The sequence below is a fragment of the Pseudoduganella violaceinigra DSM 15887 genome, from assembly GCF_000425385.1.
In the GTDB taxonomy this organism is placed as follows: Bacteria; Pseudomonadota; Gammaproteobacteria; order Burkholderiales; family Burkholderiaceae_D; genus Rugamonas; species Rugamonas violaceinigra.
Map to the genome: position 1 here is coordinate 1 of NZ_AUDI01000030.1, position 15197 is coordinate 15197.

At 63.4% G+C, this 15197-nt stretch carries 12 protein-coding genes and 3 rRNA genes; 14 read left to right on the forward strand and 1 reads right to left on the reverse strand.

What is annotated here, in order from left to right:
• The 10 genes from H597_RS0116015 to H597_RS0116060 form a co-directional block, all read left to right on the forward strand.
• Positions 1-125, forward strand: a 23S ribosomal RNA gene (locus H597_RS0116015); the annotation flags it as partial.
• A gap of 86 nt (positions 126-211) precedes the next feature.
• Positions 212-324 (forward strand): 5S ribosomal RNA (rrf, locus tag H597_RS0116020).
• Positions 325-382: 58 nt separating this feature from the next.
• Positions 383-1714 (forward strand): SWIM zinc finger family protein, encoded by a 1332-nt coding sequence (locus H597_RS0116025; protein WP_028103035.1) that lies wholly within the window; start codon positions 383-385, stop codon positions 1712-1714.
• Complete coding sequence (locus H597_RS0116030; protein ID WP_028103036.1) at positions 1711-4371, forward strand: DUF6493 family protein; 2661 nt, start codon at positions 1711-1713, stop codon at positions 4369-4371. The genes H597_RS0116025 and H597_RS0116030 overlap by 4 nt, the downstream gene beginning before the upstream one ends.
• Positions 4372-4509: 138 nt before the next feature.
• Positions 4510-4622, forward strand: a 5S ribosomal RNA gene (gene rrf / locus H597_RS0116035).
• 66 nt (positions 4623-4688) lie between these two features.
• A complete protein-coding gene (locus tag H597_RS0116040; protein WP_083941135.1) occupies positions 4689-5396 on the forward strand; it encodes an autoinducer binding domain-containing protein in 708 nt (235 codons plus the stop codon).
• Positions 5397-5470: 74 nt separating this feature from the next.
• Positions 5471-6055, forward strand: a complete 585-nt coding sequence (locus H597_RS0116045) for a hypothetical protein (RefSeq protein ID WP_028103038.1) — start codon at positions 5471-5473, stop codon at positions 6053-6055.
• The gene (locus H597_RS0116050) at positions 6052-6972 is read left to right on the forward strand and encodes an ABC transporter ATP-binding protein (RefSeq protein WP_211232055.1); all 921 of its coding nucleotides are present in this window, start codon (positions 6052-6054) and stop codon (positions 6970-6972) included. The genes H597_RS0116045 and H597_RS0116050 overlap by 4 nt, the downstream gene beginning before the upstream one ends.
• A 1-nt stretch (position 6973) precedes the next feature.
• Positions 6974-8512, forward strand: coding sequence for an ABC transporter permease (locus tag H597_RS0116055; protein WP_028103040.1), 1539 nt, complete (start codon positions 6974-6976; stop codon positions 8510-8512).
• A 51-nt stretch (positions 8513-8563) separates the two neighbouring features.
• Positions 8564-10576 (forward strand): esterase-like activity of phytase family protein, encoded by a 2013-nt coding sequence (locus tag H597_RS0116060; RefSeq protein WP_028103041.1) that lies wholly within the window; start codon positions 8564-8566, stop codon positions 10574-10576.
• Here H597_RS0116060 and rtcR read toward each other — a convergent pair.
• Positions 10573-12183 carry an RNA repair transcriptional activator RtcR gene (gene rtcR, locus H597_RS0116065; RefSeq protein WP_028103042.1) on the reverse strand — a complete coding sequence of 537 codons (1611 nt, stop codon included), beginning with the start codon at positions 12181-12183 and terminating at the stop codon, positions 10573-10575. The two genes, H597_RS0116060 and rtcR, sit on opposite strands and share 4 nt — an antisense overlap.
• Positions 12184-12318: 135 nt before the next feature.
• On the opposite strand from rtcR, the gene H597_RS0116070 reads away from it, so the two are divergent.
• From H597_RS0116070 to H597_RS31195, 4 genes are read left to right on the forward strand one after another with little or no spacing between them, the layout of a single operon-like run.
• A complete protein-coding gene (locus tag H597_RS0116070) occupies positions 12319-12528 on the forward strand; it encodes a hypothetical protein (RefSeq protein ID WP_028103043.1) in 210 nt (69 codons plus the stop codon).
• A 22-nt stretch (positions 12529-12550) separates the two neighbouring features.
• Entirely contained in the window at positions 12551-13777 is a 1227-nt protein-coding gene (locus H597_RS0116075) for an RtcB family protein (protein ID WP_028103044.1), read from the forward strand.
• 14 nt (positions 13778-13791) lie between these two features.
• Positions 13792-14811 carry an RNA 3'-terminal phosphate cyclase gene (gene rtcA / locus H597_RS0116080; RefSeq protein ID WP_028103045.1) on the forward strand — a complete coding sequence of 340 codons (1020 nt, stop codon included), beginning with the start codon at positions 13792-13794 and terminating at the stop codon, positions 14809-14811.
• Positions 14808-15185 (forward strand): zinc-ribbon domain containing protein, encoded by a 378-nt coding sequence (locus tag H597_RS31195; RefSeq protein ID WP_051293850.1) that lies wholly within the window; start codon positions 14808-14810, stop codon positions 15183-15185. Before rtcA ends, H597_RS31195 begins: the two co-directional genes overlap by 4 nt.
• Positions 15186-15197 lie beyond the last annotated feature (12 nt).

Here is a 15197-nt window from a genome sequence, read left to right on the forward strand (position 1 = left end):
TGAGATTTCCCAGAGCCTTGAGCTCTTTGAAGGGTCGTTCGAGACCAGGACGTTGATAGGTCAGGTGTGGAAGTGCAGTAATGCATTAAGCTAACTGATACTAATTGCCCGTACGGCTTGTCCCTATAACCTTGACGGTTATGTAGCACTTACTCGTGTTTGAGAACACTACCCCTCCTTTTACTTCTTCCCAGATTGTTGACAAGTTATGCCTGATGACCATAGCAAGTCGGTCCCACCCCTTCCCATCCCGAACAGGACCGTGAAACGACTTTGCGCCGATGATAGTGCTGCAACCAGTGTGAAAGTAGGTTATTGTCAGGCTCTTATTAGAAAAGCCCGCTAACGTGTGTTAGCGGGCTTTTTGCTTTATATTCCCGGCATGCCTACACTTGCGCACGCCTACCAATACGCCTTCCCTTCCGCCATTTCAGATACCGGTCGACCGCATCTGACGCTGGCCACTTCCAACGCCGCCGAACGGCCGCATTTCTTTGAAGGCCGCCTACTCCAGCCGCGCCTGTGTGCCGATTTGCTGACAGCCGTGCATCTGATTGTCGGCTCGCGCTTCTTCCTGCCCGCTAATTCGCTGGCGAAAGTCCTGGCGCTGGCGGATCCGGTGGTGACCTCCGGCGGCGGCATCCTGCGCTTCGAGGGATTCTCTGGCTGTTGCAGCACATATATCCGCGCCGACATGCTGCCTGCGGCATACGATGGCGAAACCATCGGTCAGGGTACGACCAATGTCGACTTCAACGCGCCCATGCGCGCCGCGCTGGCGCGCTTGCGCGATGCCGATGGACTCGATCTCTCGGTCGGCGCGCAGGAAGTGACGCTGCGCTCGGGCGGGCATAGCGTGACGGAAAAGAAGGTTGAGCTTCCGCTGCGCTGGCTGCGCGGCATGCTGGAAGTCCAGTCCTACCTGGCCGGAATGCGCGTGCGCCACACGATGAGCGGCATGGAGGCGCTGCGCTTCCTGCGTGCCTTGCCGCGCAATGCGAATGGCCGTACGCCCTTATGGATGGTGGCTGGCCCGGGTGGTCTGCGCATGACTGCGGCAGCGGCGCCGAACGGCGTCCGTATCAGCGACACGTCCCGCTTACGGGTACTTGAGCAGATGGCGCCAAAGGCAAAGTCCGTAGCCGTCTATGCGGACGATGCACAACAGTCTTGCGCCTGGGTGCTGGATTTCGGTACGGCGCGCTTGACCCTCGCCCTTAGCGCAGAAACGTGGCGCGGCTTTTCCGGCGAAGGCCAGGCCTTGCGTGCCTTGCTGCGCGCTTCCGGTTCGAATTCGCTGGTCAATGTACGGGCGCAACTGGCATGGCAGCCGGTGCTCGACGCAGACGCGATCGCCGGCAAACTGGCTTTGCCGGCGGCGGATGTTGACGATGCCTTGCGCGTCCTCGGCGCTTCCGGGCTGGTGGGTTTCGATGTGCTGGAAGGCCGCTACTTCCACCGCGTTCTGCCATTCGACCTCACCCTTGTGGAAGACCTGAACCCTCGGCTTGCCGGTGCGCGTGAACTGCTCGAGCAGGATGCCGTGCGGATCGTACGGGAACGGCCGTTCGAGGCCATCGTGGCGAGCGGCGGAACGGAGCACCGAGTCCGCGAAGTTGGGGAAGAGCTGCATTGCACCTGTCCATGGTTCGCTAAATACCAGGGCGCGCGCGGCCCCTGCAAACATGTACTGGCATCGGAGGCCATGCGATGAGTTTCAAACCATTGAGCGAACTCGAGTCGCTCATTTACGCTGGCGACGGCAATGCTGCGCTGGACCTGCTCGAACGTATGCCGCAGACGGAACGAATTGGCCTGGCCGAGCGGCTCCAATGTGTCGCCGACATGATGCATTATTGGTGGTATGACCCCGAAAAAGTGCATGAATGCTGGGGCATGCGGGCCACCGATGGGCAACGTGATGCGATTGCCGTTGCCATGCTGGTATGTGCACCCGCCGACAGTGCTGCGAGATTCCGCGTTCCAGCGGACCGTATGCTGGAGGTGGTGCTGCGTTTCCAGCCGCCCAACTTGCCGCAACTGGCTGTTGAATCGCTGCGCTATGCCAATCCCGCAGCGGCACTCAAATTGTCGCAGACAGGCCTGTCGCCCCTGCAGTTTGACGACGAGGCTGTCATGCGGCTGATGGGGATGTCGCGCTTTCACAGCCGGCGGGATGGCTTGCGCAGCTACCTGGTTGCCAACATCGACGTATTGAAGCCCTATCTGTTGATGTTGTTCGAGGTTGAAGGAAGCAGCGAAGTAAACCTCGCGGCAATGGACAAATACAATGTCAAAGGCGAGATGACATGGGCTGCGAATCTGCTGCAGCTCTGCGACGACGGCGTATATTCGCGCCAGGAACTTCTGGCCCGCTGCCTTGGCACGCTCGAGCGTGACTGGCCGCAATTCCGGTCGAGTTGGTTCTCCCGCTTCCACGACCAGCTTGCGCCCACAGTCGAAGAAATGGCCGCCGAATCCGGGCGCTACCTGTTGCTGCTGCATAGCCGGATTCCACCCACAGTGACCATGGCATTGAAGGCCTGCGCCAAGCTGTTTGACAAGAAGCTGGTCGATGCCGGGCTTCTGATGGAGGCGCTGCGCCCAGTGATGTTGTCGTCGGTGAAGGCGCAGGTAAGCAGCGCACTCAAATTGCTCGAGACGATGGTAAAGCGGGATCCAGCGTGCGGCCATGCCGCTGCGCGGCTGGCGTTGGAGGGGCTGCAGCATACGGATCCCGAACTCCAGCAGGCCATCATCGCGCGCCTCGAAAAGTGGGGGATGGATGAAGATGGCCGCAGCGCAGCCCAGGGCATGCTGTCTTTCGTTGCGCCCAGCGTGCAGCCGTCCCTGGCCGCGCTGTTTGACGATTCACCCGGCGCCCGGCAGGATGCGTGGCGCGATATCGAATTGCCCGCAGCGGCTGCGCCCATGTCCCCGCTCGATCCGTCGCGTGCCCTGGATTCTCCAGCCGGCCAGGATGAACTGGTCGCCTTGTGTGCACAGCTGCTGGAAGATGATTCCAACCTTGATCGCCTGGAAGCAGCAATCGGCGCGCTGCTGCAGGCAGCGCCGCTGGACGCTGACGCAAAGGCGCGTTTCGCGCCTGTCCTGAAGCGCGCCCGCAAGCTCAAGCCGCAGCGCGAGTACAAAGGATGCGTATCGCGGGAGTTTGCCCGCCTGCTGCTGGCAGTGGCCGGCGGTGAGCGCGTGGACAGCCCGTGGACGCAAAAGGCAGTTACCGGCGAACTGGCGGCACGCATCGACGAGTTGTCAGCGCCGGGAGCGCCGCTGCTGGACATCGCTACGCATCGCGGCGGCTATATCGATCCGACAATGCTGGTCGAACGTGCCGCTACGCTGGGGGCGGAAATAGGATCCGTACCGCTGGCGATGCAGGTGAGGGCGCTGCTACGCCTGGCCCCTTGTCCCGATTCTTCTGCACTCGACGCCGCGCAGCGGCTGCCGGACACACCGTTCAAGCAGGCGCTGTGCTACGCGCTGGGCGGCGATTGGCCCGCCGATCCGGTGGCCGCGCTCGTGCTGGCTGCTGCGCGCATCCGCCATCCGCACGAAGACGATCCGCGTGCGCTCCTGGCGTTTAGCGGGGAGATGCCGGACGGCGCAGTTGCCGGGCAAGCCCGCCTGGTGCATGAATTCGTAAAGTCCAGCTACGGCGACTACTGGCGTCCACGCGGGCACGCCAGTCCTGCGCCGGGAGGCTATGGCAGGGAATACCTGGCCGCCTACCGTTACCAGGATTTCTGGGCCGAAGGCGAGGCGCTGATCATGTACGGCGCATCGCTATTCCCGTCCAGCCTGGAAGCGATGCTGACCGCCGCCTTGCCTCAAATGGCGTCCGAGGTTCAGTGGCACGAGGCATGCTGGCACCACACTGCCTACCTGCGCCTGCTCGGCGACCCCACGGCGCAATGGACGCCGGCAGCGACGCTGGCATTGGGCCTTGGCCTGATGGGGAAAGAGCCGGGCCAGACAGCGATGGCGATCGATGCCTTTGTCGCGGCCAGCCAGGATGGCCGCCTGGCACCGGCGGCGATGGCGCATGCCCTGCTGTCCGTGTCGAATTCCTTCTTCATGGCCGCAAGGCTTGCGCGCAGCCTGCAATCGGCGTCCGGCGCCGGCCACGCGATGCCGGACGTGGTGCTGTCCTTGCTTGGCGCCCTGTGCGAGCTTCCGGACGATGAACCGCCGCGCGATTTTGCGAAGCTGCTCCAGCTCATGCTGGACTTGAGGCTGCAGTATCGCTTGCGTCCGGCGGCAGCCGCCTTGGCGGCATTGGCGCGGCTGAAGCTGGGCGGCAAGGCGCCATCGATCCGCAACGCGATTGTCGCCAGTGCTGGCCGCCCGTGACCGGGCAAGCACCGGATGATTTTGAAAGAATTTTCGGTTTGCCCTTGGCGCTATTGCGCCACGCGTGTATAATCACCTTCTTTCAGAATTCTCAAAGCCAGTTGCCCTGTTGTGGAACTGGCAGCGAAACCGGTCAAGTCTGATGACCATAGCAAGTCGGTACCACCCCTTCCCATCCCGAACAGGACCGTGAAACGACTCTGCGCCGATGATAGTGCTGCAACCAGTGTGAAAGTAGGTTATCGTCAGACTAATTAACAACGCATGAAGGCCCGCCAAGTAGCGGGCCTTTTTGCATTTGTGTTATGGTTTTGGCCATGACAACAGACTGGCAGCAAACGATAGCGCAAGCGCTGTCCTCCACTTCGGACGCGGATAGTTTGCTGGCCACGGCGGCCGATGCTGCGCGCAGCCTGGGATACGAGTTCTTCGCCTACGGCATCCGCATGCCTTTACCCCTTTCGCGTCCGCAGACGCTGATGATCAGTAACTACCCGAAGCAATGGCAGCAGCGCTACGCGGAGCAGTCCTATATGCAGGTCGACCCCACCGTGGCGCATGCCTTGCGTTCGACGGCGCCCTTGCAATGGTCGGAGGACTTGTTCGCCTCGGCGCACCATTTTTGGGAAGACGCCCAGGGGCATGGCCTGCACGCCGGATGGGCGCAGGCGACGGTGAGTCCCAACGGCGCTATCGGCATGCTGACGCTGGCCCGTTCCAGCGATGCGATTTCCGAACAGGAGCTCGAGGCCAAGGGCTTGCAGATGCACTGGCTGGTCTCCGCCGTCCACGAGCATGGCGCACGTGTGTTCGCTCCCCAGCTGCCGCAGCTTCCGCAACTGACCGAGCGCGAATGCGATGTCCTGCGCTGGACTGCCGACGGCAAAACGTCCAGTGAGATCGGCGACATCCTCGGTGTATCTGAGCGAACTGTGAATTTTCATATCAATAACTGCATGGATAAACTGGGTGCGGTGAACAAGACTGCCTGCACGATCAAGGCTGCCATGCTGCGCCTGATCTGAACAGCTGTCAGGTCTGACAGCTAGTCCTCTTGCCGGACGCAAGGTTTAATGCGTTCATCGGAAAAGGGGACTTCATGCGATACACATTCCTGCCGGCCGCGCTGCTGGCGATCAGCGCCTGCTCGACGACTTCAACCGGCACCATCCATTTCTTTGTTGGCGAAGGCGAGCCAAAGCGCGACAACGAGCGCCTGCCGGCGCAGCTGGAGCAGCTGGCGAAGGAGTGGGCGTGCACTGCGGCGCCAGGCGTGCTGGTGGTTGGCGATGTGGGCGCCCTGCACAAGGTCGACAGGACGGATTTCGCCGGCTGGACCAGCATCGAAACCCTCGGCATGGGGGGATTCATCAAGCTTGAGCGGCCGGCAGCAGTACGGCCGGCGGAGATCGATGCAGTCGGTTTCGCCAGCGGCGCAGCCGCATTGTTCGGCACTACCGGCGACCTGGTCGCGGCGCGCAGCAATGCCGCCGGCGTGCTGGTCATCGAGCGCGTGCTGTGCAAGGAACAGTCGGCAGACTTCAAGGCCTGCGCCAAGCGCTTCATGCGCGGGCACTTCGACCTGGCGGGGGCGGAGCTCGATAGCGACCTGCACCCGAAGCGGGACGGCCGGCGTATCGATCCCTCTAACTATGCATCCCTGCCCCACGGCGGCGCGCCATGATCCATGCCCGCGACGCGGCCAACCCGCCGGCGCCGGCGCCGCTAAAGGCGATGCTCGAGTTGTCAGGCCTTGGTTTTGCCTACGCGGGCGGCAGGCAGGCGGTCGCCGGGCTGACGCTCCAGTTAGGCGCCGGCATTGTCGGCTTGCTCGGCCCAAATGGCGCGGGCAAGTCGACCCTGATGCGCATGCTTGCCACGCTTACCCGTCCCACCGAGGGGCGGATCTTATGGCGTGGAAGGGACATTGCCCGCGACCCCGAAGTACTGCGCCATGAACTGGGCTACCTGCCGCAGGAGTTCGGCATCTATCCGGCGCAGACCGCACGCGAATTCCTATGCTACCTGGCTGCGGTAAAGGGTTTGCCGCATGCCGCCATTGCCGCGCGTGTCGAGGAATGCATGGAAATGGTGGGCCTGGCCGCAGGGCGCGACCGCCCGATCGGCAGCTTCTCCGGCGGCATGCGCCAGCGCGTGGGGATCGCGCAGGCCTTGCTGAACGATCCTGCCCTGCTGATTGTCGATGAACCGACGGTCGGACTTGATCCGGGCGAACGCCAGCGTTTCCGCAATATGCTGACGGAGCTGGCGGGCAGCCGCCTGGTCATACTGTCCACGCATATTGTCTCTGATGTGGAGGCGATCGCCACTTCCCTGGTGGTGATGCAGAAGGGCCGGCTGCGCTTTGCCGGCTCCCCGGAAGCATTGCTGCACAACGCCGCCGGCAAGGTGTGGGACTGGACCGTCCCCGAGCATGCATTGGAAGGCGCACGTTCCAGCCACCGGGTCTGCAATGCATTACGCCGGCCGGACGGCGTCCAGCTGCGCGTCGTTTCCGAACAATCGCCGCATCGCGATGCCATCCCCGTCTTGCCAGGGCTGGAAGAGGCGTATATGGTCGCCCTTGTGCAGGAGGCCTGATATGCAAGGCTTGCAGGCATTCTTCGCCATCGTCGCCACGGACTGGCGCGAGCGCGTGCGCTCGAACCGCTTCTGGATCATGCTGGCGGCTATCGCCGGCGTGGCCTGGCTGTGTTTCCCATCCGCCAGCGCGAACTACATCGTGCTGGGAATTAACGGCCGCCACCGGGGCCTGTATTCGAGCGCTTGGATCGGCATGGTGCTGGCCATGTTGTCGATCTGGACCTCGCTGATAGGCTTCTACCTGGTGCGCGGCAGCCTGGCACGCGACTTCGACACCCGGGTGTGGGAGCTGATTGAAGTCACGCCGCTCAAGCGCGGCCACTACCTTGCCGCAAAGTGGTGCGGCAACTTTGCCGTGTTGCTCTCCGTGCTTGGCGTGCAGTGTGCGGTCGGCCTGTGCGCCCAGCTATGGCGCGGCGAAGACCAGCATATCCGGCTGGGCGCGCTGCTTGCGCCGGTCTTGCTGATCGGCGTGCCGACCATCGCCATGACCGCCATGTTCGCATTGTGGTTCGACCTGCTGCCGCCTTTGCGGCGCACGCTGGGCAATTTCGCCTATTTCCTGCTGTGGATCGCGATCCCGGTGACCATGGTGCGCAGCTTCAGCACCGTTCCCATGCACGGTTGGATAAGCGACCCATACGGCATCACAATCTTCCAGCAACTGGTGCAGGAGCGTCTGGCCCTTCCCCTGGGCGAGCCTCTCAGCGGCTGCGGCATCTGCGGACTGGGCGCGCGCGAGCTGGGGACCTTCGATTGGGCGCCCTGGACTATGCCAGCCTTGCAGGTGCTGGGACGCGCGGCCTGGCTGGCGATACCCCTGCTGGGGGTCATGCTGGCGGCGCCGTTGCTCGATCGTTTCAGTGCGCCCCGTCATCGCGCCGCCGCTGCGGGGCCCCGCTGGAGTTTGGGCTTGCCGCGTGCGGTATCGCGCATGCTGGGGCGTACCGGCCACGGTGTACTGCTGGATGCCGAACTGCGCCTCGCCCTGCACGGCCGAAGCCTGTGGTGGTGGGGCGCGCTGGCCAGCGCCATGGCGGCCCAATTGCTGGCAGCGGCGCCTGGCGATGCGGGTTATGCCTTGCTGGCGACCTGGGTGCTGATGTCCCAGCTGGTCGCAACGCCAGCCATGCGCGAGGCCGAAAGCGGCGCAGGACCGCTGATATTCTCGGCGCCGCATGCTGTGCGCCGCATCCTGATTGCGCGCTGGCAGGCGGTCGCCTTGCTGCTGCTTGCGGCAAGCATGCCCGCCATGCTGCGCTTTACCCTGGAGAATCCGGCAGTCGCCTTTGCCACGCTGCTTGCCGACCTGTCCCTTGCCACCTGGGGCCTGCTGCTGGGGGCTGTGACGCGCACTGCGCGCGCCGCAGAACTGGCGATCTTCGTACTGGCTTACTTCGGCATGCAGGGCCTTCCCTTGCTTGCCGTGACGCCGGCGCCAATGTGGACCATGCAAATGCATGCCGCGATGTTGCCCTGCGCGGGTTTGCTGGCTTGGCTCGCCTGGCCGCGCATGGTGGATAGATCCTTGTCATAAGCTTGTCACTTCGACTGGCTAAGCTTGGCCTTTTTTCCAGCAGAGGCTCACATGAAAACCCTGTCGCTCCTCCCCCTTGCACTCGCATTGGCCGCCTGCGGCGGTAGCGGTAACAACGAACCGGTCAAAACGGCTGCAACGGTGAACGGCACGTTCGTTGACGGCGCCGTTGAAGGCGCGGATTACGTTGCCGGCACCGCCGCCAAAGCGGCAACCGGCGCCAAGGGCGAGTTCACCTGCAAGGAAGGCGACAGCGTCAGTTTCAGTGTGGGCGGAATCGCCTTGGGCAGCGCCGCTTGCGCGCCGCTCATCACGCCGCTGCAACTGGCCGGGGTCAGCGACATCAAGGACGCCAAGGTGGTTAACCGCCTGTTGGCATTGCAGCTGCTGGACGAGGACAACGATCCTTCCAACGGCATCAGGATCACCGGCGAGGTGAAGTCGGCGCTGGCCGGCAAGACCGCCGATTTCGCGGCCGCCGCTGCGGACTTCAACAAAGCGCTGGCGGCCCACCTGGCGGCCGCCGGCGCAGCCTATGCCGCGCGTACCGTTGACGACGACCGCCGCCAATTGGTGCGCGAACACTTTGAAGATACGCTGGCGTCCAAGGTCGGCACGCCGGTGCAGGAGAGCTTCACACAGTCCTCCGCCAGCGTCACCGTAACCCGCTACCAGGTGCAGGCCGCGAACAGCTTCTACATTCCGTACGAAGGCGGCAACGCCAGGATCAAGGCCGACTTCCCGCTGGGCTTCCTGCCTTCCTACGGCTCTGGCCTGGCCTTCAAGGGCATTGCCGCCAACGGCGACCTCGAATTCTATGGCCTGACCGACCGCGGCCCGAACGGAGACGGCCCGAACGTGCCGAACCCGAACGCGGCCGGCACCATGGGAGCCAAGATCTTCCCTTCGCCAGGCTTCGCGCCGTCGATCGGCATCATCACGGTCGGCAAGTCCGGCGCGGTGCTCGCTTCCAGCATGCCGATCAAGGTTTCGGCGACGGCCAATAGCTCCGGCCTGGCGATTCCCGCCGGTACGCTGGGTAATTCCGGCGAGGTGCCGCTGCTGGATGCCATGAAATACGATGCCGCCTCGAAGGCCGTATTCAATGCCAACGGCCTCGATACGGAAGCCATTGCCGTCGACAAGAAGCGCAATGCCCTGTGGGTGTCCGACGAATACGGCCCCTTCATCGTGAAGATCGATGCCGCCAGCGGCGTGATCCAGTCCCGCTATGCACCGGGCAGCGGCCTGCCGTCCATCTTCGCCAAGCGCCGTGCCAACCGCGGCATGGAAGGCATGGCGCTCGATACCGCGACCGACAAGCTGCACGGTTTCCTGCAAAGCCCGCTGTCGGACGGCAGCGCCCCTTATTCGGTGACCGGCAAGAACGAGCAGGTGGAGCGCTTTGCGCGCTTTACGCGCTGGATTGAATTCGACCCGTCCAGCGGGACCACCGGCCGCATGTTCGCCTATCCGCTGAATGCGGCCGATTATGCCGACGGCCGCACCGGCAACGCCAAGTTGGGCGAGATGGTTGCGCTGGGCAACGGCAAGTTCATCGTGATCGAACAGGGTGCAGCGCCGGGCGGCAAGGTGTTCAACAAGCTGATGCTGGTGGAACGCGGCAATGCCACCGATATCAATGATGCTGCCTATAACCCGGCCACGTCCGACCTCGAAAAGAGCTCGATGGGGGCGGTGGCCGTGAATGGCGCCGACTGGTCCAAAGTGGTCACGTTGAAGAAAACCCTGCTGCTCGATCTGAACGCCATCGGCTGGCTCGCCGAAAAGGCGGAGGGCCTGACCATCGTCGACGGCAACACGCTGGCGCTGGCGAACGACAATGACTTCGGCCTGAAGACCCGGATCTTCACGCCATCCGGCGAAGCCGTTGCCGATGCCGATGTCACCAAGTGCAATGTCGACGCGAACGGCACGATCATCACCAGCAGCGCAGCGGGCTGCAATGCCGCCAATACGATCCGCGTGGCGCGCGGCGACGACCGCGAGCGTCCAAGCCGCCTGTGGCTGATCAAGTTCTCCAGGGCGCTGACTAGCTATTAAAGCGCGGCCTGGCCCAGCTGGTCCCAGTCCAGGCCGAAACGGGCCAGGTATTTCTTCAAGCGGTCGGCATCGTTCCACTTGGCCTTGCCTAGCCGGGATGCGGCGAACAGCTTGCGGCCCGCATCCGACATGGACTTCGACTGGCGGCAGACCGCGATGACGGATTCCAGCTGCAGGCGGTCGAACAGGTCCAGCTGCTCCAGCGCCGCCGCATCCAGCAGCCCGTCCAGCGCCACGGTTGCCTTGGCGCCTTCCGCCAACGGACGCCATTGGCGCTGCAGGCGCGCCACTTCCGCCGCGACCAGCGGTGCGGTGATGCGCCCCGCATCGGCCAGCGTCGCCATGCGCGTGACGCTGGCGGACAGGTCGCGGAAGTTGCCGCTCCAGAGCGCATCCGGCGAGGCGGCAAAGCGCATGTACTGCTGGCGGGCTTCGGTATTGAAGCGCACCATGGCGCCATTCTCTGCGCCGAACTGGGCCAGCAGGTAATCCAGGTTCGGCTCGATGTCTTCGGGACGGTCGCCCAGCCCCGGCAAGGAGTAAGTCCACAGGTTGATGCGTGCGAACAGATCTTCGCGGAAGCGACCGGCCGCCACTTCGCGCGCCAGGTCGCGGTTGGTGCCGGCGATCAGCTGGAAATCGCTGCGCACCTCGTGGTCGCCGCCCATCGGCAGAAAGCGCTTTTCTTCGACCGCCTTGAGCAGCATGGCCTGCTCGTCCAGTCCCAGCTCGCCAATCTCGTCGAGGAAGAGCAGGCCCTTGTGCGCCGTGCGCAGCAGTCCAGGGCGGGCCGACGCCGCGCCGGTGAACGCGCCTTTGACGTGGCCGAACAGGGTGGAGCCGGCGCCGTCGCCATGCAGCGTGGCGCAGTTGATCTCCACGAAAGCGCCATCCACCTGGTGGCGCGCTTTTTTCAGCTCATACACGCGCCGTGCCAGGAAGGATTTGCCGGCGCCGGTTGGCCCCATCAGCAGCATTGGTGCACGCGAGCGCCCCGCCACGTGTTCGATCTCGTCGATCAGCAGGTTGAAATGCGGGTTGCGGGTGGCGATGCCGGACTTCAGGAATTCCACGCCTTCGCGCTGGGCATTGGAAAAGCGCTGCGCGATCTGGTCGTAGCGCGAGAGGTCAAGGTCGATCAGGATGTAGTCGCCGAAATGGCCGGGTGCGACGCGGCGCGGCGGCGATGTTTGCAGCAGGCGGCCGGGGAAATAGCGTGCTTCCGTCATCAGGAACAGGCAGATCTGCGCCACGTGGGTGCCGGTCGTGATGTGCACCCAGTATTCCTCGTGCTCGGTATCGAAGGGGTAATTGCGGGCGAAGTCGAACAGCTGGCTGTACATGTCCTCGAAATCCCACCAGTCGCTGATCGGCAGCGTATGGCGCTGTACCACCGTCTCCGGCGATACGGCGTGCATATCCTCCGCCACCTGGCGCGCCAGGCTGTCGTGGTGGGCGCTGCATAGCAGCTCGAAGCGGTCGACCACCAGGTCTTCGTGCTGCAGCAACGAGACGCTGGGGCGCCACTTCTCCCAGCGCGCGGCGCTGCGCGGGCCGCCGTCCAGCTGCGTGCCCAGGAAACCAAGGATGACGATCTTCTTTTTCATGCTCGTATAAATGTTTATCTTTTAAGATAATTTATCACATGCATTGATTTCCGTGAATCTATATTTATCAATGACTTAGCAAGCTGGCACGCCATTTGCAATAGATGAGATACGCAAAGACGAAAGGAGATCAAAATGGCGGAACCACAAATCAAGGCTTGGACCATCAGTGCCGGCGCAGTCGGCAAAAAAATCGTAAAGCGCAGCTACGGCGGAGTGCATGCGGCGATGAATATTTCCACCAGCCGCCGCCACACCACCGTCAGCTGGCATGCCGAGCCCCTCTCCGGCAAAGGCCGCACGGTGTGGCATGGCGTGGTCTCCACCCTTGTCGGCGCCGATTAATCGTTAGAAGATGAGAATTATGATGAATGACAAAGAATTTGAAATGATGGAAGTGCCGGGCGGTAGCCCGGTGAAGATGTGGACCAAGGGCGTGCCGGTCGAAGCGGCTGCGCGCGAGCAGCTGGCCAATACCGCCAAAATGCCCTTCATTTACAAGCACATCGCCGTGATGCCGGACGTCCACCTGGGCAAGGGTTCCACGATCGGCAGTGTGATCCCGACCCTGGGCGCGATCATTCCGGCCGCAGTGGGCGTGGATATCGGTTGCGGCATGATGGCCGCCAAGACCACGCTGAATGCGCGCGACTTGCCCGATAACCTGGGCCCGCTGCGTAGCGCGATCGAAAAGGCGATCCCGCACGGCCTGACCCCGAAATTCCGCGGCCGCGACCGCGGCTCGTGGGAGAATCCGCCTTCGGCCGTGGACTTGGCATGGGGCCAGTTGAAGGATGAATTCGACGTGATCTGCGAGAAAACGCCGAAACTGAAGAACGCCAACAACTACCGCCACCTGGGAACCCTGGGTTCCGGCAACCACTTCGTTGAAGTGTGTCTGGACGAACAGGGTTCGGTGTGGTTCATGCTGCACTCCGGTTCGCGCGGCGTGGGTAATGCCATCGGCTCCCACTTCATCGAATTGGCGCAGAAGGATATGCGCACCCACATCGCCAACCTGCCGGACAAGGACCTGGCCTACCTGGAAGAAGGTACCCAGCACTATGACGATTATGTGGAAGCGGTGGGCTGGGCGCAGAAATTCGCCCGCATGAACCGCGAAGTGATGATGCAGAACCTGATCGCCTCGGTGCGCACCGTGATCACCAAGCCGTTCCAGACGCACGTGGAAGCGGTGAACTGCCACCACAACTATGTGCAGAAGGAGCGCCACTTCGGCAAGGACGTGCTGGTGACCCGTAAGGGTGCGGTGTCGGCGCGCCAGGGCGAGCTGGGGATCATCCCGGGATCGATGGGAGCCAAGAGCTTCATCGTGCGTGGTAAAGGCAACCCGGAGAGCTTCAATAGCTGCAGCCACGGCGCCGGCCGTACCATGAGCCGTAACGAGGCAAAGCGCCGCTTCTCGCTGGAAGACCAGGTGAAGGCGACCGAAGGCGTCGAGTGCCGCAAGGACGAAGGCGTGATCGATGAGATCCCGATGGCGTACAAGGACATCGAGGCGGTCATGAAGGCGCAGGAAGAGCTGGTGGAAGTGGTCCACACCCTGAAACAGGTGGTGTGCGTAAAAGGATAATGAGCAGCTTGAAAATGATTGAAATTGATGGATCCAAAGGGGAGGGCGGCGGCCAGGTGCTGCGCACAGCGCTGACGCTCTCGATGATTACCGGCCAGCCGTTTCGCATTGCGAACATCCGCGCCAACCGCTCCAAACCGGGCCTGATGCGCCAGCACCTCGCTTCGGTCAAAGCGGCGACGGAAATCTCCGGCGCGCAAGTCGAGGGCGATGCGCTGGGTTCCACCAGCCTGACGTTCGCGCCTGGCGCGATCAGGGCGGGCGAGTATGAGTTCCAGATCGGCACGGCGGGCAGCTCGACGCTGGTGCTGCAGACCGTGATTCCGGCGCTGCTGTATGCGCCGGGGCCGTCGGTGGTGCGCGTCAGCGGCGGCACCCATAACTCCAAGGCGCCGCCGGCGGAATTCCTGCAGCGCGCCTACGGCCGCGCCATGGCCGATATGGGGGCGCAGGTCGAATTCAAGCTGGAGCGCGCAGGTTTCTATCCGGCGGGCGGCGGTGCGGTGCGGGCCAGCGTGCAGCCGCTGGCTGCATGGCGCCGGCTGGCGCTGGACGCGCGCGGCGAACGGCGCGAAGCCTATGCCGAAAGCCTGGTCGCCGCCGTGCCGGGCGGCGTGGCCAAGCGCGAGCTGGACTGCGTGGCCAGCGCCATGGGCTGGTCCGGCGAGCAGCTGCGCTTCCAGGTTTTGCCGGATCATTGGGGTCCCGGCAACGCGCTGCTGATCACGCTGGAGCACGAACACGTGACGGAAGTTTTCGTCGCCTTCGGCGAAAAGGCGCGGCGCGCGGAGGAGGTGGCGCGCGATGCGGTGGCGCAGGCGCGCCGCTATATCGCGTCGGGCGCCGCGGTGAGCGAGCATCTGGCAGACCAGTTGCTGCTGCCGATGGCCCTGGCCGGCGGCGGCAGCTTCACCATGGACGTGGTGTCGCAGCATACCCGCACCAATGCGGAGATCATTGGGCTGTTCCTGCCGGTGTCGATCAGCTTCGACAAGCGCGAAACGTGCAGCTACTGCGAGGTCCGGCGTGGATGACCTGGCGCCGCAGCCGCGACTTCATCTTCTTCGCTCTGGAGCAGCGCTACTGGTATGAAGCGCGTGGCTTCTATGTCGACTCCGAATGCGTGCGCTGTGTCGAATGCCGGCACAAGCGGCGCGTGGCGAAGCGCCGCCACCAACGCTACACGGCGCTCCAAGGGCGCGCCTCTCTGTCGCGCGAGGAAATGATGCAGCTGGTGGACGACTGCATTTTCCTGCTCCAGCAGGGCATGCTGAAAAAGCCGTCCCGCCTGGATCGGATCAAGCATGCGGCGCTGCGGCAGGTCCCGGAATATGCGGGCGCAAAAACGCTGCAACTGCTGCTGCAGGCCGCGTACGGGCCGTGTCCGTTACACAATTTAACTGGCTAATTTGGTTACTCC